This window comes from Sphingomonas aracearum (assembly GCF_003345355.1).
Classification (GTDB): Bacteria; Pseudomonadota; Alphaproteobacteria; order Sphingomonadales; family Sphingomonadaceae; genus Sphingomonas; species Sphingomonas aracearum.
Map to the genome: position 1 here is coordinate 981,028 of NZ_QQNB01000001.1, position 22,435 is coordinate 1,003,462.

14 protein-coding genes are annotated in these 22,435 nt (G+C 68.6%); 6 read left to right on the forward strand and 8 right to left on the reverse strand.

Annotation, left to right across the window (positions count from 1 at the left end; translation table 11 throughout):
• Nucleotides 1-78 precede the first annotated feature (78 nt).
• Nucleotides 79-978 (reverse strand): ROK family protein, encoded by a 900-nt coding sequence (locus tag DVW87_RS04805; RefSeq protein ID WP_114686567.1) that lies wholly within the window; start codon nt 976-978, stop codon nt 79-81.
• Nucleotides 979-1,278: 300 nt separating this feature from the next.
• Between DVW87_RS04805 and DVW87_RS04810 the strand changes: the two genes are divergently transcribed.
• The 5 genes from DVW87_RS04810 (at nt 1,279) to ggt (ending at nt 13,590) form a co-directional block, all read left to right on the forward strand.
• Nucleotides 1,279-3,102 (forward strand): amidohydrolase family protein, encoded by a 1,824-nt coding sequence (locus DVW87_RS04810; protein ID WP_114686568.1) that lies wholly within the window; start codon nt 1,279-1,281, stop codon nt 3,100-3,102.
• Between the two features lie 36 nt (nt 3,103-3,138).
• Nucleotides 3,139-5,934, forward strand: coding sequence for a M14 family metallopeptidase (locus DVW87_RS04815; protein WP_114686569.1), 2,796 nt, complete (start codon nt 3,139-3,141; stop codon nt 5,932-5,934).
• Between the two features lie 309 nt (nt 5,935-6,243).
• A complete protein-coding gene (locus DVW87_RS04820) occupies nt 6,244-9,282 on the forward strand; it encodes a TonB-dependent receptor domain-containing protein (RefSeq protein WP_239017751.1) in 3,039 nt (1,012 codons plus the stop codon).
• A 61-nt stretch (nt 9,283-9,343) separates the two neighbouring features.
• Complete coding sequence (locus DVW87_RS04825) at nt 9,344-11,812, forward strand: zinc-dependent metalloprotease (protein WP_114686570.1); 2,469 nt, start codon at nt 9,344-9,346, stop codon at nt 11,810-11,812.
• A 32-nt stretch (nt 11,813-11,844) separates the two neighbouring features.
• The gene (gene ggt / locus DVW87_RS04830) at nt 11,845-13,590 is read left to right on the forward strand and encodes a gamma-glutamyltransferase (RefSeq protein WP_114686571.1); all 1,746 of its coding nucleotides are present in this window, start codon (nt 11,845-11,847) and stop codon (nt 13,588-13,590) included.
• Nucleotides 13,591-13,664: 74 nt separating this feature from the next.
• Here ggt and DVW87_RS04835 read toward each other — a convergent pair whose 3' ends face one another.
• The 4 genes from DVW87_RS04835 to DVW87_RS04850 all read right to left on the reverse strand — a co-directional run bounded on the left by DVW87_RS04835 (nt 13,665) and on the right by DVW87_RS04850 (nt 17,218).
• A complete protein-coding gene (locus DVW87_RS04835; protein ID WP_114686572.1) occupies nt 13,665-15,134 on the reverse strand; it encodes an amidohydrolase in 1,470 nt (489 codons plus the stop codon).
• A gap of 20 nt (nt 15,135-15,154) precedes the next feature.
• On the reverse strand, nt 15,155-15,643 hold the full coding sequence (locus DVW87_RS04840) for an Lrp/AsnC family transcriptional regulator (RefSeq protein WP_114686573.1): 489 nt from the start codon (nt 15,641-15,643) through the stop codon (nt 15,155-15,157).
• A gap of 208 nt (nt 15,644-15,851) precedes the next feature.
• Nucleotides 15,852-16,343 carry an Lrp/AsnC family transcriptional regulator gene (locus DVW87_RS04845; RefSeq protein ID WP_220149784.1) on the reverse strand — a complete coding sequence of 164 codons (492 nt, stop codon included), beginning with the start codon at nt 16,341-16,343 and terminating at the stop codon, nt 15,852-15,854.
• Between the two features lie 62 nt (nt 16,344-16,405).
• A complete protein-coding gene (locus DVW87_RS04850; RefSeq protein WP_114687078.1) occupies nt 16,406-17,218 on the reverse strand; it encodes a sulfite exporter TauE/SafE family protein in 813 nt (270 codons plus the stop codon).
• 319 nt (nt 17,219-17,537) lie between these two features.
• Here DVW87_RS04850 and DVW87_RS04855 point away from each other — a divergent pair, with 319 nt between their 5' ends.
• Nucleotides 17,538-18,692, forward strand: a complete 1,155-nt coding sequence (locus DVW87_RS04855; RefSeq protein WP_114686574.1) for a pyridoxal phosphate-dependent aminotransferase — start codon at nt 17,538-17,540, stop codon at nt 18,690-18,692.
• Nucleotides 18,693-18,767: 75 nt separating this feature from the next.
• Here the strand turns inward: DVW87_RS04855 and glmS are convergent, their stop codons facing one another.
• Genes glmS through glmU form a run of 3 tightly spaced genes read right to left on the reverse strand, consistent with a single transcriptional unit; the run spans nt 18,768 to nt 22,387 of the window.
• Nucleotides 18,768-20,591: a glutamine--fructose-6-phosphate transaminase (isomerizing) gene (gene glmS / locus DVW87_RS04860; protein WP_114686575.1), complete on the reverse strand. Its 1,824-nt coding sequence runs from the start codon at nt 20,589-20,591 to the stop codon at nt 18,768-18,770.
• Between the two features lie 15 nt (nt 20,592-20,606).
• Nucleotides 20,607-21,029 carry a hypothetical protein gene (locus DVW87_RS04865; RefSeq protein ID WP_114686576.1) on the reverse strand — a complete coding sequence of 141 codons (423 nt, stop codon included), beginning with the start codon at nt 21,027-21,029 and terminating at the stop codon, nt 20,607-20,609.
• Nucleotides 21,026-22,387, reverse strand: a complete 1,362-nt coding sequence (gene glmU / locus DVW87_RS04870; protein WP_114686577.1) for a bifunctional UDP-N-acetylglucosamine diphosphorylase/glucosamine-1-phosphate N-acetyltransferase GlmU — start codon at nt 22,385-22,387, stop codon at nt 21,026-21,028. Before glmU ends, DVW87_RS04865 begins: the two co-directional genes overlap by 4 nt.
• Nucleotides 22,388-22,435: the final 48 nt, after the last annotated feature.

The window sequence follows — 22,435 nt, forward strand, 5'->3', positions numbered from 1 at the left end:
TCACCGCCTGTGGTTCCCTCAAGGGCACGTCCGGCCCTTGCCACGGCGTAACCGAAGGCGGTTAAGGCGTCGTAAACGCTAGGGGGCCCCGGTCGCGGCAAGCGCTTGTTCCGCCAGCACGATCGCGCCCAGCGGCCCTGCCCGCCCGGCCAGCGCGGGGGGCACCACGAAGCCGTCCATGTCCGCCAGCGGCGCGGTCTCGATATACCCGGCAAGGCTTTCGCGCAGGCGCGTGCGAATACGCGGAAACAGGTCCGCCTCGCCCAGCATCACGCCGCCGCCCATCACGATGCGGCGCGGCACGCCCGTCAGCACCAGGGTGTGGCAAAGCTGCGCCAGGGCATGCGCCACCGTGTTCCAGGCCGGATGGTCGCTCGGCAGTTCCGGCCCGGGAATTCCGGTTCGCGCCTGGATGGAAGGGCCGCTGGCCAGCCCTTCGCAGCAATCGCCGTGAAACGGGCAGGTGCCGGCAAAGCTGTCCCCGGCCAGACGTGCGATGCGGACGTGGCCGAACTCGCTGTGCGTCATGCCGGAGACGGGTCGCCCCCCGGCGATCAGGCCGACACCGATGCCCGTGCCCACGGTGGCATAGGCGAAATCGTCCAGGCCCATCGCGGCGCCCCAGCGACCTTCCGCCAGAGCGGCGCCGACCACATCCGTATCGAACCCGATCGGCACGCCGTAGCGCTGCCCCAGCCGCGGGGCGAGCGGCGCATGCGCCCAGCCCGGCTTGGGTGTCGCGGCGATGCTGCCATACTCCGGCAAGGCCCGGTCGATCACCACCGGGCCGAAGCTGGCGATGCCGAGGGCGGCGAAATCCCGCCAGCGATCCAGCACCGCCTCGATCGCCGGCAGGGTCTCGTCCGGCCGCGTGGTCGGGATGGTCACTTCCTCGCGCACGTCGTCGGGGCCGGTCGCAAGGATGCAGATGCACTTGGTGCCGCCAAGCTCCACGCCGGCGAAAAGAGGCTGGGTCATGCCGCGATCCTAGACGCTCGGCGCGACTGTCGCCAGACCGGGCCTTCGCCCGACGTCAACACCGGCCACCGCTCGCGAGGGCGCGATCCTGCACCGGTTCGGGCGAACGCGTCCGGCGGTCCCTGCCGGCTGAAAACTCCGGCGATCGCCCGCGCCGCAAAAAGTTTGTTGACATATGCAGGTCTTTATAGCCCATTTATGACAAAACACGGCCATGCGTTGGTATCTTATTGCCTGCGAGCGCGGGAAAGCCGGTAAAAGCCTTGGGAGGGGACGTCGGCGATCGGAACGGGGGGAAGAATGAACGTCATCGATGACAGCCGCGGCCGCTCGCGCAAGAAGAGGGCACGGGCAAAGCTGCTCCCGGGCGGGCTGCTGGCCGCGCTGCCCCTGCTGCTGGGCGCCGCCGCCGGATCGCCGGCGGACGAGGTCACCGCGATCACCGGCGCGACCATCTTCGATGCCACCGGCGCGGCGCCGCACGTCGGCACCGTGGTGATCCGGGGCGACCGGATCGTCGCGGTCGGACAGGTCACGGTGCCGCGAGGCGCCCGGGTGATCGACGCGCGCGGCAAGGCGCTGCTCCCCGGCTTTTTCGACGTCCACACGCACTGGACGCCCGCCGGCGCCCCCGCGACCCTGCCGCAGATCGCGACCAGCTATGTGCGCTCCGGCGTCACCACGGTGAACGACTTTCACGAGCAGCCCGAAAGCTATGCGCCGCGCCGCAAATGGCTGGCCGGCATCGCCGCCCCGCATGTGAACTTCGCGGCGCGGATCAGCACGCCGGGCGGTCACGGTGCCGACTGGGGCGATCAGGCGACCACGATCTGGATCAACACGCCGGAGGCGGCGCGCGCCGCGATCGAGCGGCTGAAGCCCTACAAGCCGGATCTCATCAAGGCGTTCACCGATGGCTGGCGCTATGGTGCCGGGCCCGACAATAGCAGCATGGACGAAGGGACGCTCAAGGCACTGGTCCAGGCGTCGCACGCGGCCGGCCTGAAGGTGTTGACCCATACGGTGACGGTGGACCGGGGAGCGATCGCGGCGCGCGCCGGCATCGATGGCCTGGGACACGGGCTGCAGGACCGGCCGATCGACCCGGACTCGCTGAAGACCATCGTGCAGTCGGGCATGGCGATGGCCCCCACGCTGGCGGTGTACGAACCGGGCAAGAACGGCGCGAGCCCGGACCCATCCGATCCGCGCGTGAAATCCAGCCTGCGCAAGTTCGGCTATGCGCTCGGCAACGTGAAGGCGATGCATGCCGCCGGCGTGCCGATCGCGCTCGGCACCGATGCCGGGATGCCGGGAACGCCGCACGGTTCCTCCTCGCTGCACGAGATGGAGCTGCTGGTGCGCGCCGGGCTGACGCCTGCCCAGGCGCTGATCGCGGGCACGGCGACCAGCGCGAAGGTGATGAACCTCGATGCCGACCGCGGCACCATTCAGCCCGGCAAGCGCGCCGACATCGTGCTGATCGACGGCAGGCCGTGGGAGAACATCGCCGACGTGCGCAAGATCGCGTCCGTGCTGATCGACGGCCGCCTGGTGGTGGGCCCGGGCGCGCCGCCGCTGCCCGCGGGCAACGCCGCCACCCGCCTGCCCTCCGCCCCCGTCGCGCCGCTGATCGACGATTTCGAGCGGGCCGACCGGCGCACCGCCCTCGACACGCTGCGCCTCGAGGACACCGATGGCGGCATCAGTCGCTCCGTCGAGATCACCCAGCTGGTGCCGCGCGGCACAGGCCATGCACTACAGGTCGCGGCACGATTGGCGATCAAGCAGGATGCCACTGCCGGCGTCTCCTTTCCCTTGACCCGCGGGTCCGTACGCCCGGTCACCGTGCGACGGTATCGCGCGCTGCGCTTCGCGCTGAAGGGCACCGGCAGCTACACCGTGCGCTTCATCGGCGACGGTGGCGAGTGGAGCGCGGCCGTGCAGGGTACGCGAGACTGGACCGAGCAGACGGTGCCGTTCTCCGCGCTGCAACCGGTCTCCTCCGCGCGGCGCCGCGGTGCGCCCTGGACCGGCGAGGCGATCTACGAGGTCGAGATCGGCGCAGCCCGCGGCCCGGGCGAAACGCTGGCCTTCGAGCTCGACGACCTGCGCTTTCAGTAAGCGCCCTTGCCACACAAAAACCGACGGGGACACCCGATGAACCTGCGCCTGCTCCTCCTTTCGGGAGCGCTGCTCCTGCCGCCGGCTGTTGTGTCCGCGCAGTCGGCCCAGCCGACCGCGCCGGACCGCTTCTTCAAGCAGCCGATCGGCAGCGACTATTACCTGGCCAATTACACCGAATACGAGGCCTACCTGAAGCGGCTGGCGAGCGAGTCCGACCGGATCAGGCTGGTGGACATCGGCAAGTCGGCGGAAGGGCGCACGCAGTGGATGGCGGTGGTCTCCTCGCCCGCCAACCTCCAGCGGATGGAGGAATATCGCGGAATGGCCGAGAAGCTGGCGCGCGGCCGCGTGCCCGAGACGGAGGCGCGCCGGCTTGCCCGGGAGGGCAAGGCGGTGGTGTGGATCGATGCGGGCCTCCACGCCACCGAGACGGTGACCTCGCAGGGGCAGATCCAGGTGCTCCACCGGATGCTCAGCCAGTCCGACCCCGAGACGCTGCGCCTGCTGGACGACTGCATCATCCTGTTCGCGCACGACAATCCCGACGGGATGGAGATGGTCAGCAACTGGTACATGCGCCACGAAGACCCGAAAAGGCGGGAATTCTCCACCCTGCCGCGACTGTACCAGAAATATATCGGGCACGATAACAACCGCGACAGCTTCATGGCGCAGATGCCGGAAACGGAGAACGTCAACCGGCAGCTGTTCCGCACCTGGTATCCGCAGATCGTCTACAACCAGCACCAGACCGGGCCCGAGGGCATGGTGGTGTTCGTTCCGCCGTTCCGCGACCCCTTCAACTTCAACTACGATCCGATCGTCATGTCGGAGCTCAACGAAGTGGGCTTCCAGATGCATTCGCGGCTGATCGAGGAGGGCAAGGCAGGGTCCGGCAGCCGCAGCGCGGCGCGATATTCCACATGGCACAACGGCATGGAACGGTCGGTCGCCTATTTCCACAACAGCATTGGCCTGCTGACGGAGATCATCGGCGGACCCACCCCGACGCGCATTCCGCTCCTCCCCTCCACGCAGCTGCCGCGCGGCGACGAGCTGATGCCGATCGCGCCGCGCGAATGGCACTTGCAGGACTCGCTCGATTACCAGTGGACGCTCGACCGCGCGGTGATCGACTATGCCTCGCGCAACCGCGAGCGACTGCTGTTCAACATCTGGCGGATGGGCGCCAACAGCATCGCCAGGGGCAGCACGGACAGCTGGACGATGACCCCCGCCAAGGTGGAGCGGATGGAGAATGCCGCGCCGCTGCGTGCCGGCGGGGCGGACGAATACAATCGTCCCGCAACCGGCCCCAAGCGCATCGACCCGGCGCTGTACAAGACGCTGGCGCAGGTGCCGGCCGAGCGCGACCCGCGCGCCTATGTGATCCCCGCGACCCAGCGCGACATGCCCACCGCGATCACCTTTCTCAACGCGCTCATCAAGAACGGCGTGGAGGTGGAGCGTGCCGACCGCCCGTTCAGCGCCGGCGGCAGGAGCTATCCCGCCGGCTCCTATGTGGTGCGCACCGCCCAGGCCTATCGCCCGCACGTGCTCGACATGTTCGAGCCGCAGAACCACCCGCATGACGCGGAATATCCCGGCGGCCCGCCCAAGGCGCCCTATGACATCACCGGCTACACGCTCGCCTATCAGATGGGCATCGCCTTCGACCGCGTGCTCGACGGGTTCGACGCCGCGCTGACGCCGGTGCCGGACCTGATGGCGCCGCCGCGCGGCCGGGTGGAGGGCCAGGGCAGCGCAGGCTGGATCGTCGGACACGAAACCAACAACAGCTTCATCCTGACCAATCGCCTGCTGAAGGCGGGCGTGCCGGTCAGCTGGATCGGCCAGGCGACCAGCGCCGGCGGCGAGACGCTGCAGCCGGGTGCGCTCTGGATTCCGGCGTCGGCAAAGGCGCAAAGCATTTTGGAGCGCAGCGCAGCGGAGCTCGGCATCACCGCGCATGCGGCGGCCGCGCCGCCGGCCGGCGAGCGCATCGCGCTGAAGCCGGTGCGGATCGGCCTCGTCGATCGCTGGGGCGGCCTGATCTCGGAAGGGTGGACGCGCTGGTTGCTGGAGCGGTTCGAGTTCGATTTCCAGCGTGTCTATCCCAAGCGGCTCGATGCCGGGAACCTGGCCCGCGACTTCGACGTGCTGGTGTTCACCGACGATGCGCTTCCGCCCAAGGGAGCCTGGGGCAGCGACCGGCCGAGCCGCCAGCCGGAAGCGGCGGACACGCCCGCGGCGCTGCGGCCGATGCTGGGCGAGGTAAGCGACACGGTGTCCGTCCCTGCGGTGGCGCAGTTCGTGTCCGGCGGCGGCGCGGTAGTGGCGCTGGGCAGTTCCGGGCGCTTCGCCCAACTGCTCGGCGCGCCCCTCGCCCCTGCCCTGTCACGGGCGGTGGACGGCGAAGCCAAGCCGCTGGAGCCGCGGAGCTTCTACATCCCCGGCTCGATCCTGCGCGCGCGCGTGGACAACAGCCAGCCGCTCGGTTTCGGACTGCCGGGGAACGTGGACATGTTCTTCAACCAGTCGCAGACGTTCATGCCAGCTGCCGGCCAGGGACGGGTGCGCCCGGTTTCCTGGTTCGACGGCCGCGACCTGCTGCGCAGCGGCTGGGCGATCGGGCAGGAGCGCCTTGCCGGCACGACGGCCGTGGCCGACGTGGATGTGGGCAAGGGCAAGCTGTTCCTCCTCGGCCCGGAGGTGGCGCAGCGGGCGCAGTCGTACGGCACCTTCAAGTTCCTGTTCAACGCCCTGCTCTACGGCGGGGCCAGGCGCCAGGAGGCCGTGCCGGCAGCGGCACCGGCCATCGCGCGGTAGCGGCAAGCCGGCAACCGCCGGCCCGTCCCCGAGCGGCTTCGACGCGCTCAAAGAAGCGCTGCGGCGCTGCCTCCACCCCTCGGCCTGCTCGACAGGTTCGAGCCTGAAGGCGTGCGCACGCCAGCCGCCAGAAACCTACGTACGCAAATAGATTTCCCAACAGGCGCGACAAAAAGCCGAAAAGTTTCTTGACTGTGCGGTTTGGTGAAGCATCATAACAAAAGAAAAGCGGCGTGGGGAGCACGTCCATTTGCAAACCGGGGTGGGATGCAAGGAGATCCGGCTGAACGTACTCAAGGGGGTTTTGGAATGATGCAGCGAGCCTCGCAGCGGCGCCTGGCGCTTGCCGCCTGTTCACTGATGGCGATGACGGTGGCCGGAACGGCCCATGCGCAAAGCGCCGCCGAGATAACGCCGGTCACGCCGGTCGAGCAGGACGCGCCGGCCAACGACATCGTCGTGGTCGGATCGCAGATCAAGGGCGCGCGGATCAACGAAGCGCTGCCGGTCACCGTGGTCACCACGGAGGAGATCCGCAGCACGGCCGCCGTGTCGGGCGACGAGCTGTTCCGCTCCATCCCGCAGTTCGGCGACGTGCGCTTCAACAGCCAGTATATTCCGGGCAGCTCCAATTCGGCGCGCGGTGACGTGGGCTCGCTCGATCTGCGCAGCCTGGGCGTCGGCAACACCCTGGTGCTGCTGAATGGCCGCCGCGTCGTCAATCACCCGACCAGCCAGGCCAACGACCAGCTGGTGCCGGTGCTCAGCTTCAACAGCAACGCGTTGCCGGTGAACGGCCTGGAACGGCTGGAGGTGCTGCGCGACGGCGCCGCCGCGATCTACGGCGCCGATGCGGTGGCGGGCGTGGTCAACACCGTGCTCAAGAACAACTACAAGGGCGGCGAGCTGTCGCTGCAATATGGCGGCGGCGAGGGCACCGGCTATCGCGAATTCAACGCCAACGGCGTGGTCGGCACCGATTTCGCGCAGGGTCGCGGCAACGTCACGCTGTTCGGCAGCTATGATCGCGGCACCGGCCTGCTTTCCACCGAGCAGGACTTCACCGCCTCCTCGGACAAGACGCCGCTGTTCGCCGACACCTATTTCGCCGGCGCGACCTCGCTCGACGGGCGCTCCGTCACCAATCAATATGCGAACCTGCGCACGGTGGGCAACGTGGTGGTGCGGCAGAACGGCACGGCCCTCACCAACGCGTCCGGCCAGTTCCATCTCCAGCCGACCACCAATGCGGGCTGCAACGCCGCCATCGGCAACGCCGTGTGCATCCAGAGCGGCACGCAGGCGACCTCCGGCGTGGACCGCAACCTGCGCTACGATGCAGGCGCGGCGGGCACCTCCGTGATCCCGCGGCTGGATCGCGTGAACCTGTTCCTCACCGGCAATTACGAGCTGTCGGAGGACATCACCGCCTATACCGAGCTGGGCTTCTACAAGGCCAAGACGCGGGCGGTGCAGAGCCCGGCTTCCACCACCACCGCCTCGCCGCTGGTGGTGCCGGCGACTAGCTACTGGAACCCGTTCGGGCCCGCCACGCTGAACGGCGCCGCCAATCCGAACCGTCTCCCCGGGCTGAGCTCGTCCGCCGCCGGCACCGCGCTCACGGTGCCCAACTACCTGTTCGCTGACCTTGGCTTGCGGAAAGTGGAGGTGACCAACCAGCAGTTCCGCACCCTGCTGGGCCTGCGCGGAACGCTCGGCAGCTTCGACTGGGATTCCGCCGCCAGCTATTCCGAAGCCTGGGTGCGGGATGTCAGCGACAATGTCAGCCGCACCAAGCTGTACCAGAGCATGCTGCAGACCAACGCCGCCGCCTACAACATCTTCGGCACGACCCAGAACAGCGCGGCGACTATCGACGGAATCCGGCAGGATCTGGTGCGCTACACCAAGTCCTCGCTGGCGACCTTCGATTTCCGGCTCTCCAACGCCCACCTGCTCGAGCTGCCGGGCGGTTCGCTGGGTTTTGCCGGCGGCATCGAGGCCCGGCGCGAGACCCAGCTCGACAATCGAGACGCGCGCATCGACGGCACGATCACCTTCACCGATCCGGTCACCGGCGCGGTGCTCAGCGACTTCGTGGACTCCGCGATCAATCCCGACACGTCCGGCAGCCGCAACGTCGCGGGCACCTATGCCGAGTTCGCGGTTCCGGTGATTTCGCCGGACATGCACGTGCCGCTGATCCGCAGCCTCGATTTCCAGATCGCCGGCCGGTACGAGCATTACAGCGATTTCGGCGACGTCACCGTGCCCAAGGTGGCGGGTGCATGGGATCTGGTGAAGGGCATCCGCCTGCGCGGTTCCTGGGCCAAGTCGTTCCGCGCGCCCAACCTGGAACAGATCAACGCCACGGTGGTGACCCGCTCCAACAGCCGCACCGATTATGTCTATTGCGAAGCGGACCTGCGCGCCGGGCGCATCGCGAGCTTCAACAATTGCGCCCGCGCCCAGACGACGCAGGCGCGCCGGTCCGGCAATCCCGATCTCGACCCGGAAAAGGCGACCACCACGTCGGTCGGCCTCGTGCTGGAGCCGCCGCTGCCGTCCGAATGGGGGGCGATCACCGTCACCGCCGATTACTGGCGCGTGCGGCAGACGGGGCTTGTCGGCCTGTATGGCGAGGGCAATGCGCTGATCCTCGACTATCTCCTGCGGCAATCGGGCGGCATCAACCCCAACGTGATCCGCGCCGCCCCGACCGCGGCGGACGTCGACGCCTTTGCCGGCACCGGGCTCGCGCCCGCCGGCCAGGTTCTCTACGTGCTGGACCAATATGTGAACCTTCAGCCGCAAAAGGTGCGCGGCCTGGACCTCAACCTCACCTACCGCACGCCCGACACGAGCATCGGCCGGTTCAACCTGGCGGTGAACGCGTCCCACTTCTTCGAGTTCTACCAGGAGCCGTCGCCCGGCATCCAGGAGCTGCTCGACGCGCGTGCCGCCGGCCAGATCAACAACGGCACGGTGATCTCCAACGGGGGCAGCTTGCTGGAGCAGAACCGCAAGCCGAAATGGCGCGGCTCCGCCACGCTCACCTGGTCGCTGGGCGACGTGACGGTCAGCGGCTTTGCCCAATATACCGGCAAGGTGTTCGACACGGCGCTGACCTATCCGGACGGCAGTTATTGGGAAATCACCCCGACGACCACCGCGAACCTGTATGCGCAATACCGCTTCAGCAGCGGCGCGCTGGAGGGCTCGTCGATCCGGCTGGGCGTGCGCAACCTGTTCGATACCAAGCCGCCGCTGTCGTCGGACGGCTATCCCGGCGTGCTGTACGCCCCGGTGGCGCGCTATTGGTACGTCAACGTCCGGCACAGCTTTTGATGCCGCGGGCGGCGCGCCGGACAGGCGCGCCGCCGCTTCTTCCTCCAGCCCAGGTTTCCCGATGCTCCTCTCCTCGCGCCGCCGCCTGACCGTTGCGCTCTGTGCCTCCGCCTGCCTTGCCCTCGCGCTCCCGGTTTCCGCGCAGGCGCAGGCGCCGCTGCTGGCGGTATCGGCCGGTGAAAAGGGCGCGGTGCGCGTCACGCTGCCGCGCGAGGGAGAAGGCGGCGTTCTGGCGCGCTTCCTCTACACGCCTTCGATCGCCGGAGGGCTGGGCGCCTCGGAGCTCGGCCTGGATCGCGCGCGGCTCGGCGAAACGCAGGTGCTCGCCTTTCGCCGCATCGGCAACCGGGTGATCGCCGAGTTCGAGAACAACCGCTTCGTCGCGCTGAAGGGCGATGCCGACGAGCGCGGCGCGGTGGCACGGTCCTTTTCCGGCTCGCCGGTCTGGTCCGGCGACATCGTCAGCGAGGACGCGAGCGGCATCGTCATCGACCTGCGCGACTTCCTGTTGCGCGACGCCATGAACATCGCCGGACGGCTCAAAGATGCACGCGCCGGCACCTACCGCCTTTCGCCCATGCTCAGCTATCTCGATCCGGCACAGACACAGGCCTTCCCCGACAATGTCGAGTTCGAGGCGGCCCTGTCCTTCACCAGCGACGAGCCGGCGCGGACGGTCGAGCGCATCGTGCCGGACGCGCGCACCCTCGCGCTACGTCTCCATCACAGCCTGATCCGGATGCCGGATGCAGGTTTCCGCCCGCGAGCGCACGATCCGCGCACCGGCACCTCGGTGCAGGTCATCCGCAACAATTACGCCGCATCGCTCGACCAGCCGATCGTCTCCCGCCTGGTTCGCCGTTTCCGCCTGGAGAAGGTCGACCCGGATGCCGCGCGGTCGCGCGTTCGCAAGCCGATCATCTTCTACGTCGATCGAGCCGCGCCCGAACTTATCCGCACGGCGCTGCTGGAAGGCGCGCGCTGGTGGGCCGACGCGTTCGATGCCGCCGGGTACATCGATGCCTTTCGCGTGGAGCTGCTGCCCGAGGGCGTGAACCCGATGGACGCGCGATACAACGTGATCGCGTGGATCCATCGCGATACCCGCGGGTGGTCGACCGGCAGCACGGTCGTCGATCCGCGCACGGGCGAGATCGTGCGCGGCGTCGTGCAGCTCGGATCGCTGCGCGCGTGGCAGGACAAGCTGATCTTCGAGGGGCTGGTGGGTGCCGGCCGCGAGGGCACCGGCGGTGCCGACGACCCGATCACCCTCGTGCGCGCGCGCCTGCGCCAGCTGGCGGTGCACGAGGTCGGCCATGCGCTGGGCCTGTCGCACAATTTCGCCGGCAGCACCTTTGCCGATCGCGCCTCGGTGATGGACTATCCGCCCCCACGCATCGCCATCCGCGGCGGCCAGCTCGATTTCTCCGACGCCTACAAGGTCGGCATCGGCGACTGGGACCGGTTCGCGATCAACTGGCTATATCGCGAGTTCCCGCGCAGCGCCGACGAGGCCAGCTCGCTGGACGCGCTCGCGCGCGCGGCGCAGGCGAAGGGCTATCGCTTCGTCGCCGATGGAGACACGCGCGGCGACGGCGACGCCAATCCTTGGGGCAATATGTGGGACGATGGCGAGGACGCGGCGGCCGCGCTCGACCACGCGCTGGCGGTGCGCCGCATCGCCTTGTCCCGCTTCGGCCTGGCGAACCTGCCGGCCGGAGCGCCGGCGGCGGACCTGCGCCGGATGATCGTCCCCCTTTATCTGTTCCATCGCTACCAGGTGACGGCCGCCGCCAAGCTGATCGGCGGCGTGGATTATCGCTACGCCGTCGCCGGCGACGGGCAGGAGCGCGCGACGGCCGTTCCCCCCGCGCAGCAGCGCGCCGCGTTGCGGTCGTTACTCGTCACGCTGTCCCCGGCAGCGCTGGACCTGCCCGACAGCGTCCTGCCGCTCCTTTCCTCCGTCCAGTCCGGCACCGCCGATCGCCAGACGGAGATCGAGGTGCTGCCCGGCCGCACCGCCGCCCTGTTCGACTGGCAGCGCGCCGCAGAGGTCGCCGCGGACATCGGCCTCGCCGCGCTGCTCGCGCCCGAGCGGCTCAACCGGCTGGTGCTGCAGGCGGCAAGCGACCCGGCGCAGCCGTCCGTCACCGAACTGCTCGATGCGATCGGCAATGCCGTGTTTGTCCCGCAGGCGGGCGGCAGGCGGGCGGAGATCGCCCGGCAGGTCCGCGCCCGCTATGTGCTGCGCCTGCTCGCTTTGGGCGCCGAGAAGGATCTCTCGCCAACCGCGCTCGCGCTGGTGGCGGATGCCACGCGCCGGTTGCAGGCGCGGCTTGCCTCCTGCCCGGGCACCGGCACGGAACAGGCGCATTGCCGCTACCTGGCGGACATGCTGGCGGCCACCGGCGACGCCCGCGCGGCCCTGGTCGAGCCGCTTGCGCCGCCGCCACCCGTTCCGCCCGGCGCGCCGATCGGCAGCGACGCGGACGACTGGTTCGCCGACATCCTGCCCGACCGAGCGCAGTGACCTCCTCACCGGACAAGCAGCAAAGGACCTCCATGGCCGATCTTCGCACCCGTCGCTGGGCCATCGCCCTCCTGCTCGCCGCCACCGCCCTGCCCGCCTCGGCGCAGGAAGAAGGCGCAGTGGCGCAGCGCGGCAGCGGGGGCGACATCGTCGCCTATGAACAGATCCACGGCGCCACGCTGGGCCGCGGCGGCATGGTCGCCAGCCAGAGCGCGCCCGCGACACGGGTCGGCACGGAAATCTTGCGCCAGGGCGGCAACGCGGTGGATGCCGCCATCGCCACCGCTTTTGCCGAAGCGGTGACGCTGCCGCGCGCCGGCAATCTGGGCGGGGGCGGCTACATGGTCGTCCACATGGCCGCCCGGGACGGCAAGCCGGCGACCACCATCACCATCAACTATTACGGCCTGGCGCCGCGTGCGACCACGCCGTCGCTACTGCTGGGCACGGACGGAAAGCAGGACCCGTCCAAGGTGATGTCGTTCAAGGGCGTGGCGGTGCCCGGCACCGTTGCTGGCCTGTGGGAAGCGCACCAGCGCTTCGGCACGCTGCCCTGGGCGAAGCTGGTGGAGCCGGCCATCCGGCTGGCGCGCGACGGCGTGCCCCTCAGCGACGGCGAAGCGGAGGCGACGGCCGGCCGCGCCAAGATGATGGCGCGCGATCCCGGCGCCCGCGCGGCCTTCTTCAAGCCGGACGGCAGCCCGTACGCGCCGGGCGAACTGTTCCGCCAGCCCAACCTCGCCTGGTCGCTGGAGCAGATCGCGAGCCGTGGGCGCGACGGCTTCTACAAGGGCGAGCTCGCCCGCCGGCTCGTTGCCGGGATCAAGGCCGGCGGCGGGGTGATCGACGCGCGCGACCTGGCCGATTTCAAGGCAGCCGTCGCACCGCCGATCTGGTCCAGCTATCGCGGGCAGCGGATCGCCTACATGCCACCCACCGCCTCCGGGGTCAGTGTGGCGGAGGCCATGAACATCCTGGAGACCTTCCCGCTCAAACAATATGGCTGGGGCAGCGTCAACACGCTGCACCTCATCTCCGAGGCGATGAAGATCGCTTCTTCCGACCGGCGCTTCGTGGGCGGCGAGCCGCAGTGGAAGACGCCGGCGATCGGCCTCGCCAGCAAGGCCTATGCGGCGGAGCGGGCCAAGCTCATCACGCTGAACGGCTCCCTCACCGCCGCAACGCTGCCGGACGGCAATCCCTACCGCCACGAAAGCCCGGACACGACGCACTTCTCCGTGGCCGACAAGGACGGCAACGCCGTTGCCAACACCTACACGCTCACCGCCTCCTACGGGGCGCATGTGGTGGCACCGGGCACCGGCTTCCTGCTCAACAACTCGCTGGGCAACTTCGCTTGGGGCAGCAAGGATCCGGCGCGCAAGGCGACCTGGCCTGCGCCGGGCAAGCGGCTGGGCTCCACCATCACGCCGATGATCGTGTTCCGCGGCGAAAAGCCGTGGCTCGTCACCGGCACGCCCGGCGGCGGCTATATCATCGCCCCCATGGTGCAGGTCCTGGTCAATGCGATCGACTTCAATCTCAACATCGCCGAGGCGGCCGAGCGGCCGCGCCTGAACCAGGGCGCTGCCGATGCGCCGCTGGAGCTGGAATCGGGCTTTTCGCCGGACATCATCCCCCTGTTGGAGGCACGCGGCCACAAGGTCCGGCTGTCGAACACCATGGGCAGCACGCAGTCGATCATGATCGAAGGCGACAAGTTCATGGGTGCGTCCGACACGCGCCGTCCGGACGCCCTGGCGCTGGGCGTGCGCTGAACCGGCCCGGCGGGGTTGCCGGCGTCCGCCCCGGCAGGAGGCGGCGCTGGCGTCCAGCTCTCGATCGCCGGCCGCTAGCGCGCGGCCTTGCCCTCGAACGCCGGCGTCGGCTTGCGATAGGTGAGCGCCGGCTGGCGATCGCCGAGCAGCGCCGCATAGCGGAAGCCAGGCCCGCGCGCCGCGTCCAGCTCGGCCTTGGCGGCGGCCAGCGTCTGCGGGCTCAGAAACAGGTCCGCCGCGGTGAGCGCGATCGTCTTGGCGGCGACCACCGCGCCCTTGAACCCGATCGACATGCCCGATGCGGCAACCGCCTGCCAGCTATGCGCGGGCGTGCCGGGTACCCAGGTGGCGGTGTTCAGGCCAATCGTCGGCGTCGTCCAGCTGATGTCGGACACGTCGGTGGAGCCGCCGCCATCGGGGCCGCGATCGGCGAGGTCGGTGCGCTTCACGCTGTCGAGCGGCGGCTGGGTGGGCAGGTTCTTCTGCATGGCCGTCGCCCAGGCGATCTCTTCCGGCGTCCAGTTCTCGCCACCGACCTGCGTGAGATTGGCGGCCATCACCTTGGCCAGCGTCCGGCTAGCGAGCATGGAATAGACGCCGCCGGTCACCTCCTGCTCCACCCGGGTGCCGGTCGCCATGGCCGCGCCTTCCGACGCCCTGGTCACCCGCGCCCATACGTCCTTGACGATCTCGGGATCGGTGTTGCGCACGTAATAATAGCTTTCGGCGAAGTCGGGGACGACGTTGGGCGCCTCGCCGCCGGCGGTGATGACATTGTGGATGCGCGTGGAGGACGGGATGTGCTCGCGCAGGAAGTTCACCGCCACGTCCATCACCTCGACCCCGTCCAGCGCGGAGCGCCCCTTTTCCGGCGAGGCGGCGGCATGCGCGCTGGTGCCATGGAAGCGGAACTTGCCCGAGATGTTGGCCATGCTCTTGCCGGTGAAAACGCCGTTGGCGTCTGCCGGATGCCAGTGCAGCACGGCGGACACGTCGTCGAACAGGCCGGCGCGCACCAGGTACACCTTGCCCGATCCGCCCTCTTCCGCCGGCGAGCCATAGACGCGAAGCTCGCCCTGCACCTTGTTGGCGACCATCCACTCCTTGATCGCCACCGCTGCCGCGATGCTGGCCGCGCCGAAGAGGTTGTGCCCGCAACCATGGCCGGCCGCCTTGTTGTCGATGGCGGCCCGCGAGGGCACTGCTGACTGCGCCAGCCCGGGCAGCGCATCATACTCGGCGAGAATGCCGATCACCGGTCCGCTGCCCTGCTTGAAGCTGGCGACAAAGGCGGTGGGCATCCCGGCCACCCCGGGCTTCACGGTGAAGCCGGCGGCCTTCAGCTGCCCCTGCAGCAAGGCGGAGGATTTCGCTTCCTGATAGCCGACCTCCGACCAGCCCCAGATCGTCCTGGCCGCGCTTTCGAGCTGCGGGGCCCGCTTGTCGATGCCGGCGACAATGGTGCCGCGCTGCGCTTCGGGAAGTGTCTGCGCCGCGGCCGGCAGCGGCGTCAGCATGGCAAGCAAAGCGTAGCGGAGGGTCATGGCTCTTCCTGTGGCAAATGTCAGTGGGATGGCTGGTGATGATGAAGGGGCAGCGCGGTGGTGCGCTTGATCTCCTCCATTGCGAAGGTGGAGGAGAGGTCCACGATCTTCACCATGGAGATCAGCCGCTTGTAGACCCGGTCATAGGCGGCGATGTTTTCCACCACCAATTTGAGGAGATAGTCGATCTCGCCCGCCATGCGGTAGAATTCGACCACCTCGTCCAGACCCTGAACCGCGCCGGCGAAGCGCTGAAACCAGTCTTCGGAATGCTCGCTCGCCTTGACGTGCATGAAGACGATCAGGTCCAGTCCGAGCTTGCGGGCGTTCACCAGCGTCACACGGCCGGTGATGACCTGCTCGTCCTCCAGCCGCTTGATCCGGCGCCAGCAGGCATTTTGCGACAGTCCGGTCCGCTCGGCCACGGCGGCGATCGACAGCGATCCTTCGGTTTGCAGGACATCGAGGATCCTGATGTCCTGTTCGTCCAGCCCGGCAATCGCCGCCATGCATGTCCCCCCATCCGCAGCACGGCGGCGTGTCGCCGAGCTCGCGGAAAGCTGCCCCCGTTTGCGCAGACTATCGCCGATCCATTTCAACACAAGCAGGAAGCGTGAATAAAAGTTTCTACTTCTGCCCCGGATTCTAGATCAGCCTTGCGCGCGCATCTGGCAGGCACCGCGCCATGTCCGGGCTCCCGCGCCTGGGAGCCGCGCTTTATTCGTCCGCCTTGAACCGGTGCGTCAGCGGCAGGGCGGTGGTCAGTTTCAGCACCTCCACCGCGAAGGTCGAGGTCACGTTGACGATGTTCACCGCCTTGGTGAGCCGCTTGTACACCGCGTCATAGGCGGCGATGTTCTCCACCATGAGCTTGATGAGGTAATCGACCTCGCCGGCCATGCGGTAGAATTCCACGACCTCCGGCATCTCCTGGACCGCGGCGGAGAAGCGCTCGAACCACTCCTCCGAATGCTCGCTCGCCTTCACATGGACGAAGACGGTCAGGTCGAGGCCGACCTTGGCAGGGTTGACCAGCGTCACCCGCCCGGAAATGACGCCTTCGTCCTCCAGTCGCTTGATCCTGCGCCAGCATCCGTTTTGCGAGATGCCGGTGCGCTCGGCAACCGCGGCGATCGAAAGCGCCCCGTCCTTTTGCAGCACTTCCAGTATCTTGAGATCCGCACTCTCCAGCGTCGACGATCTGGCCATCTTCATCCTCTCGTTCCGGGCGGCGCTCTACCGCAAGGGCGCGGCGCCATCCAGACCGGGAGCTAGACGGTGGGCAGCAGCGCGCGCCGAAGCATCACGAACGCGATTGCCAGCAGGTAGATGCCGAACGCGGTTTTCAGCGGGCGCGCCGGGAGCCCATGCGCCGCGGCGACGCCGAGCGGCGCGGTGATCATCGACATCGCCGCCACGGCGGCGGCGGCGGGCATGTTGACATAGCCGATCGATCCCCAGGGCAGCCCCTGCTGGCCAAGCCCGATCAGGGCGAACCCGATGGCGCTGGGCACCGCGATCAGCGTGCCGACGCCCGAGGCGGTGGCGATCGCACGGTGGATGGTGCGGCCGCACAGCGTCATCATCATGATCGCCAGCGTGCCGCCGCCGATGCCCAGCAGGGACGAAAAGGTGCCAAGGCCGGCGGCGAAGCCGATCCGCATCGTGCCGCCCGGCATCCTGTCCGTGAGCACCCGGTCGCCGAGTTGCGGCACGAGGAAGTTGATCGACATTGCGGCGACGCCTGCGCCGAAGATCACCGTCAGCACCTGCCCGTTTACATGATCCGCCAGCAGCACTCCCCCAGCGCAGCCCAGCACGATCCAGGGCGCCCAACCGCGCAGCACGTCGAACTCGACGGCATTCCGCCGTGCATGCGCCCGCAGGGATCGAAGCGACGTGACGATGATCGTCGCCGCCGACGTGCCCACCGCGACATGGGTCAGGTGGTGGGGATCGCCGCCAAAGAGCGGCAGCACGAGCAGCAGGGCCGGCACCACAACAAAGCCGCCCCCGATGCCGAACAGCCCCGCGGCAAAGCCGGCCGCCAGGCCGGCGCCGATCAACGCAAGTGCTGGAACCATGATGTCGAGCAAGGCGCATTCCCCCTGTGTTCGCCGGCAAGTGACGGATGCGCCGAAACGATGGTCCGGCGGCGTGGCTTGTGTCGGGCGGTGTCGTCTGCCGGGCACAGCCGAGGCGTGCCCCAACGATCTTGCTCTCCCCTCTGATCGCCGCGGTCCCCCGTCCGCCCTTGCGACAGCTCGAACATTGTTGGCTCACCGACCGAAGAAAGCAAGGAAAAATCTACAAAGGGGCCGTGGCGCAAAAGATCGTTCTATCCTGCATTGACAATGTCCGATTTTCCCTCCACGTTGCTGCAACGCACAAAAGGGGGTTCAGATGATCGAAGCCGACGCCCGCGAGGACCTGCTTGTCCGCGGTTATTCCCGTCGCCAGCTTGGCCGCATCGCGGCGCTGATCGGTGGCGGTGCCATGCTCGCCCCGCTCGCCGATGCGGCGCAGGCGCAGAGCAATGCCGCGCGCGGCGTGGCGGGGGCGGTGCAGATCGGCGCCAACGAATGCTGGACGGGTCCGTTTCCGGAAGCGGCCGCCGCGGCGGCGCAGATCCTCGCCCAGGGCAATCGCTACGATCCGGGGGATCACCGCGGCGCCCTGTTGAAGACGGTGGCGGCGGTCGAGCAGGTGCCGGAGGAACGTATCCTGGCCTGGCCGGGCTCAGGCGATCCGCTGGTGCGCTCCGTGATCAGCTTCTGTTCGCCGACGCGCGGGCTGGTCACCGCCGACCCCACCTTCGAATCGGCATGGCGTGCCGCGACCTGGCTGGGCGCGCCGCTAGCCAAGGTGCCGATGCAGCCGGGCAAGGGCGCGGACGTGCGCGCCATGCTGCGGGCGAACCCGGATGCCGGGCTCTATTATATCTGCACGCCCAACAATCCCACCGGCACGGTGACCCCGATCGCCGACATCGCGTGGCTGCTGGCGAACAAGCCCGCGCAGTCCGTGGTCCTGGTCGACGAGGCGTATCTGCATTTCTCCGACGCGCCCAGTGCGCTACCGCTCGCGGCCGCGCGGGGCGACGTGGTGGTGATGCGCACCTTCTCCAAGCTGTTCGGCATGGCCGGCATGCGGCTGGGGCTCACCTTCGCGCACCCGGACCTGCACAAGAAGATGATGCGCTACGATGGGCAGCAGGTCACGGGCACGCTGCCGATGACCGCCGTGGCTTGCGGCAACGCTGCCTATCCGATGGCGGACGCGATCCGTGCCCGGCGGGCGGAGATGATCGCGGTCCGCGAGGCCACGGTCGCGCGGCTCGCGCGGCACGACCTGCGCGTTCACCCGAACAGCCAGGCGAACATGATCATGGTCGATTGGAAGACCCGCAAGGCCGCGGAGATGCAGGCCGCTTTGCTCGCGCGCAAGGTGCAGATCGGGCGCAGCTGGCCGATCTGGCCGACGGTGTCGCGCGTCACCATCGGCTCGGTCGCGGACATGCGCGCGTTCAACGATGCAGTGGACGCCGTCCTCGCCTGAGGCGATGGTCGGATCGCGCGATGCGTTCCGCCGGGCTGACCAGCAACAGCCCGGTAGTCCCCCGCGCGTTCGACGCTACTCCACCGTCACCGACTTGGCGAGATTGCGCGGCTGGTCGACATCCGTGCCCTTGGCCACGGCGACGTGATAGGCCAGCAGCTGCACCGGCACCGCATAGACGAGCGGGGCGATCAGCGGATGGACCTTGGGCATGGTGATGGTCGCCAGGCAGTTCTCGCCGGCTGCCTGCACCCCGTCATAGTCGGAGATCAGGATCACCCTGCCGCCGCGCGCCTGCACTTCCTGCATGTTGCTGACGGTCTTGTCGAACAGCGGGCCGGAGGGCGCGATGACGATCACGGGCACCGCATCGTCGATCAGCGCGATCGGCCCGTGCTTCATCTCGCCGGCAGCATAGCCCTCGGCATGGATGTAGCTGATCTCCTTGAGCTTCAGCGCCCCTTCCAGCGCCAGCGGATAGTCGGTGCCGCGGCCGAGATAGAGCACGTCGCGGGCTGCCGCGACGCTGTGCGCCATCGCCTCGATCGATTCGTCATAGGCAAGCGCGCCGTTCAGCGCGGCCGGCGCCTCGGCGAGGTGCCGCACGATCGACTTCTCGTCGGCCGGGGTCAGCCTGCCCTTGGCCCGCGCGAGATTGGCGGCCAGCGCGGCGAGCACGGCGAGCTGGCAGGTAAAGGCCTTGGTGGAGGCCACGCCGATCTCCGGCCCGGCATGCGTCGGCAGCAGCAGGTCCGCCTCGCGCGCCATGGTGCTCGTCGGCACGTTGACGACGGCGGCGATCTTCTGCCCTTCGGACTTGGCGTGGCGCAGGGCCGCCAGCGTGTCGGCGGTTTCGCCCGACTGGCTGATGACGATCATCAGACCGCCCTCCTCCATCACCGGGGCGCGGTAGCGGAACTCACTGGCGACATCGAGATCGACGGGCACGCGCGCGAACTGCTCGAACCAGTATTTCGCGACCATGCCGGCATAAAAGCTGGTGCCGCACGCCACGATCGTCACGCGGCGGATCGCCGACAGGTCGAAGTCCGGGATCGGCAGCGTGACCCGCTCCTCCATCCGCTGGAGGTACGAACGCAAGGTCTGGGCGACGACGATCGGCTGCTCGTAGATCTCCTTGAGCATGTAGTGGCGATGATTGCCCTTGGAGACGAGCTCGCCCGTCACGCCGGAGATCGTCACGGGGCGCTCGACGGGATTGTTCTCGCGGTCGAAGATCTGCGCGCCCTCGCGGGTGATGACCACCCAGTCGCCTTCCTCGAGATAGGCGATGCGCTGCGTCAAGGCGGCGAGCGCCAGCGCGTCGGAACCGAGATAGGTTTCGCCATCGCCGTAACCGACGACCAGCGGCGAGCCGAGCCGCGCGCCGACCAGCAGGTCCGGATGCTGGCGGAACAGGATCGCGAGCGCAAAAGCGCCGTGCAGGCGGGGCAGCACCTCGCGCACGGCATCGGCCGGCGCCATGCCCGCTTCCACCTTCTCGCTGACGAGATGCGCGACGACCTCGGTATCGGTTTCGCTTTCCAGCGTGCGGCCGCGTGCGGTGAGTTCGTCGCGCAGCGGCTTGAAGTTCTCGATGATGCCGTTGTGCACCAGCGCCACTTCGCCCGTCGCATGCGGGTGCGCGTTGTTGGTGGTGGGGCCGCCATGCGTCGCCCAGCGCGTGTGCGCGATGCCGGTCGATCCGGGCAGCGGATCGCCCTGCAGCACCTCCGCGAGGTGGATCAGCTTGCCCGACGCGCGCCGACGCTCGATCCGGCCGTCCACCGCGGTGGCGATGCCCGCCGAGTCATAGCCGCGATATTCCAGCCGCTTGAGGCCATCGAGCAGCCGATCCGCCACCGGCGTCGCGCCGACGATGCCAACAATTCCACACATGTGCTTTGCGTCCGATCACTGGAGAATGCGGATCTGGTCGGCGGTGGCGACTTCGATCCGCGTCTGAAAGGTCTGCGTGCCATCCCGGCGGGGGAAGGCGACGCGCTGGGCGGCGCCGGTCACGCGGATGCGCTTGCCCGTCAGCATGTCCGCGGGATGCCCGCCGAGCTGCTTCGTCAGCGCGTTCACCGCCTCGGCATGGAGCACCACGGTGAGGTTCGTCGCCGCGTGATAGTCGGCATCGGAGTTCAGATAAACGTCGTAGCCGCTTGCCCCGGTGGAGCCGACCTGAAACTCGAACGTGCCGCTCACCGGCCCGGCACCCGGCGCAGCAGCCGCCGCGACGGCTTGCGCCGGGGTCAGGGTCGCGCTCTGCGCGGCGACGCCTTGCGGCGCGAGGCCCGCCAGGGCGAGGGAAACAGCAATGGTCAGCTTCATTTCTTTTCCGCCTTCTTCGCCTGCATGTGTGCCCGAAACCGTGCCGCCCAGCCGGGCTTGATCACCGACTCAGGGCGGACCAGCACCAACGCGTCGCCTTGCACGTCGCGGGTGACGACCGATCCGGCGGCGACGATGGCACCGTCGCCGATCGTGACCGGAGCCACCAGCGCGCTGTTGCTTCCAACAAAAGCGCCCTGACCGATCGATGTCCGGTGCTTGAAAAAACCGTCATAATTGCAGGTGATGGTGCCCGCGCCGATGTTCGCGCCCGCGCCGATGCTGGCATCGCCCAGATAGGTCAGGTGGTTCGCCTTGGCGCCCGCGCCCAGCGTCGCGTTTTTCAGCTCCACGAAATTGCCGACATGGCTTTCGGGCGCCAGCACCGCGCCGGGACGCAGCCGCGCGAACGGCCCGACGGTCGCCCCCTCGCCCACCGTTGCGCCCTCAACATGGCTGAAGGCGCGGATCGCCACCTTGTTGCCGATCGTCACGCCGGGCCCGAAGAACACGTTGGGTTCAATCGTCACGTCGCGCCCGATCCGCGTGTCGTGCGCGAACCACACGGTGTGCGGCGCGATCAGGGTCGCCCCGGCGGCCATCGCCTCGGCGCGACGACGCTGCTGCCAGACCTCCTCCACCATCGCCCGTTCGGCCCGGCTGTTGACCCCGGCGACCTCGTCCGCCTCCGTCTCGATCACCCTGGCCCAGCGCCCCTCGGCGATCGCGAGCAGGACGATGTCCGGCAGGTAATATTCGCCGGCCGCATTGTCGTTGCCGACCTGCTCCAGAAGGCGCCACAGGTCCGCGGCGCGCACCGCCATCAGGCCGGAATTGCAGAGGTCCACGGCGCGCTCCTCGGGGGTTGCGTCCTTGAACTCCACCATCTTGGCGATGCGGCCGTCCGATCCGGCGACGATCCGGCCATAGGCGGCGGGGTCGGCCGGGCGGAAGCCGAGCACCACCGCGCTGGGCGTGCCGTCTTCGTGCAGGGCCTCCAGCATGCGGCGCATGGTTTCGGGCCGCACCAGCGGCACGTCGCCGTAAAGGACCAGCACGTCGCCGTCGAAATCCGCCAGTGCGGCCTTCGCCTGGAGAACGGCATGGCCGGTGCCGAGCTGCTCGGCCTGCAGCGCGGTGGCCGCGCCCACCGGCGCCACCGCCGCCTCCACCTGCTCCCGCCCGGCGCCGGTCACCACCACCGTGCGCGCCGGCTCCAGCGCGCTCACCGCGTCGATCAGGTGAAGCAACATCGGCCGCCCCGCGATCGGATGCAGCACCTTGTGCAGGTCGGACTTCATGCGGGTGCCCTTGCCGGCGGCAAGGATCACGGCGGCGACGGGAGACGGCGTCTGCATGGCCCGCGCTAGTGACACGATAATCTTGCCATTGCCATACCGATGCTG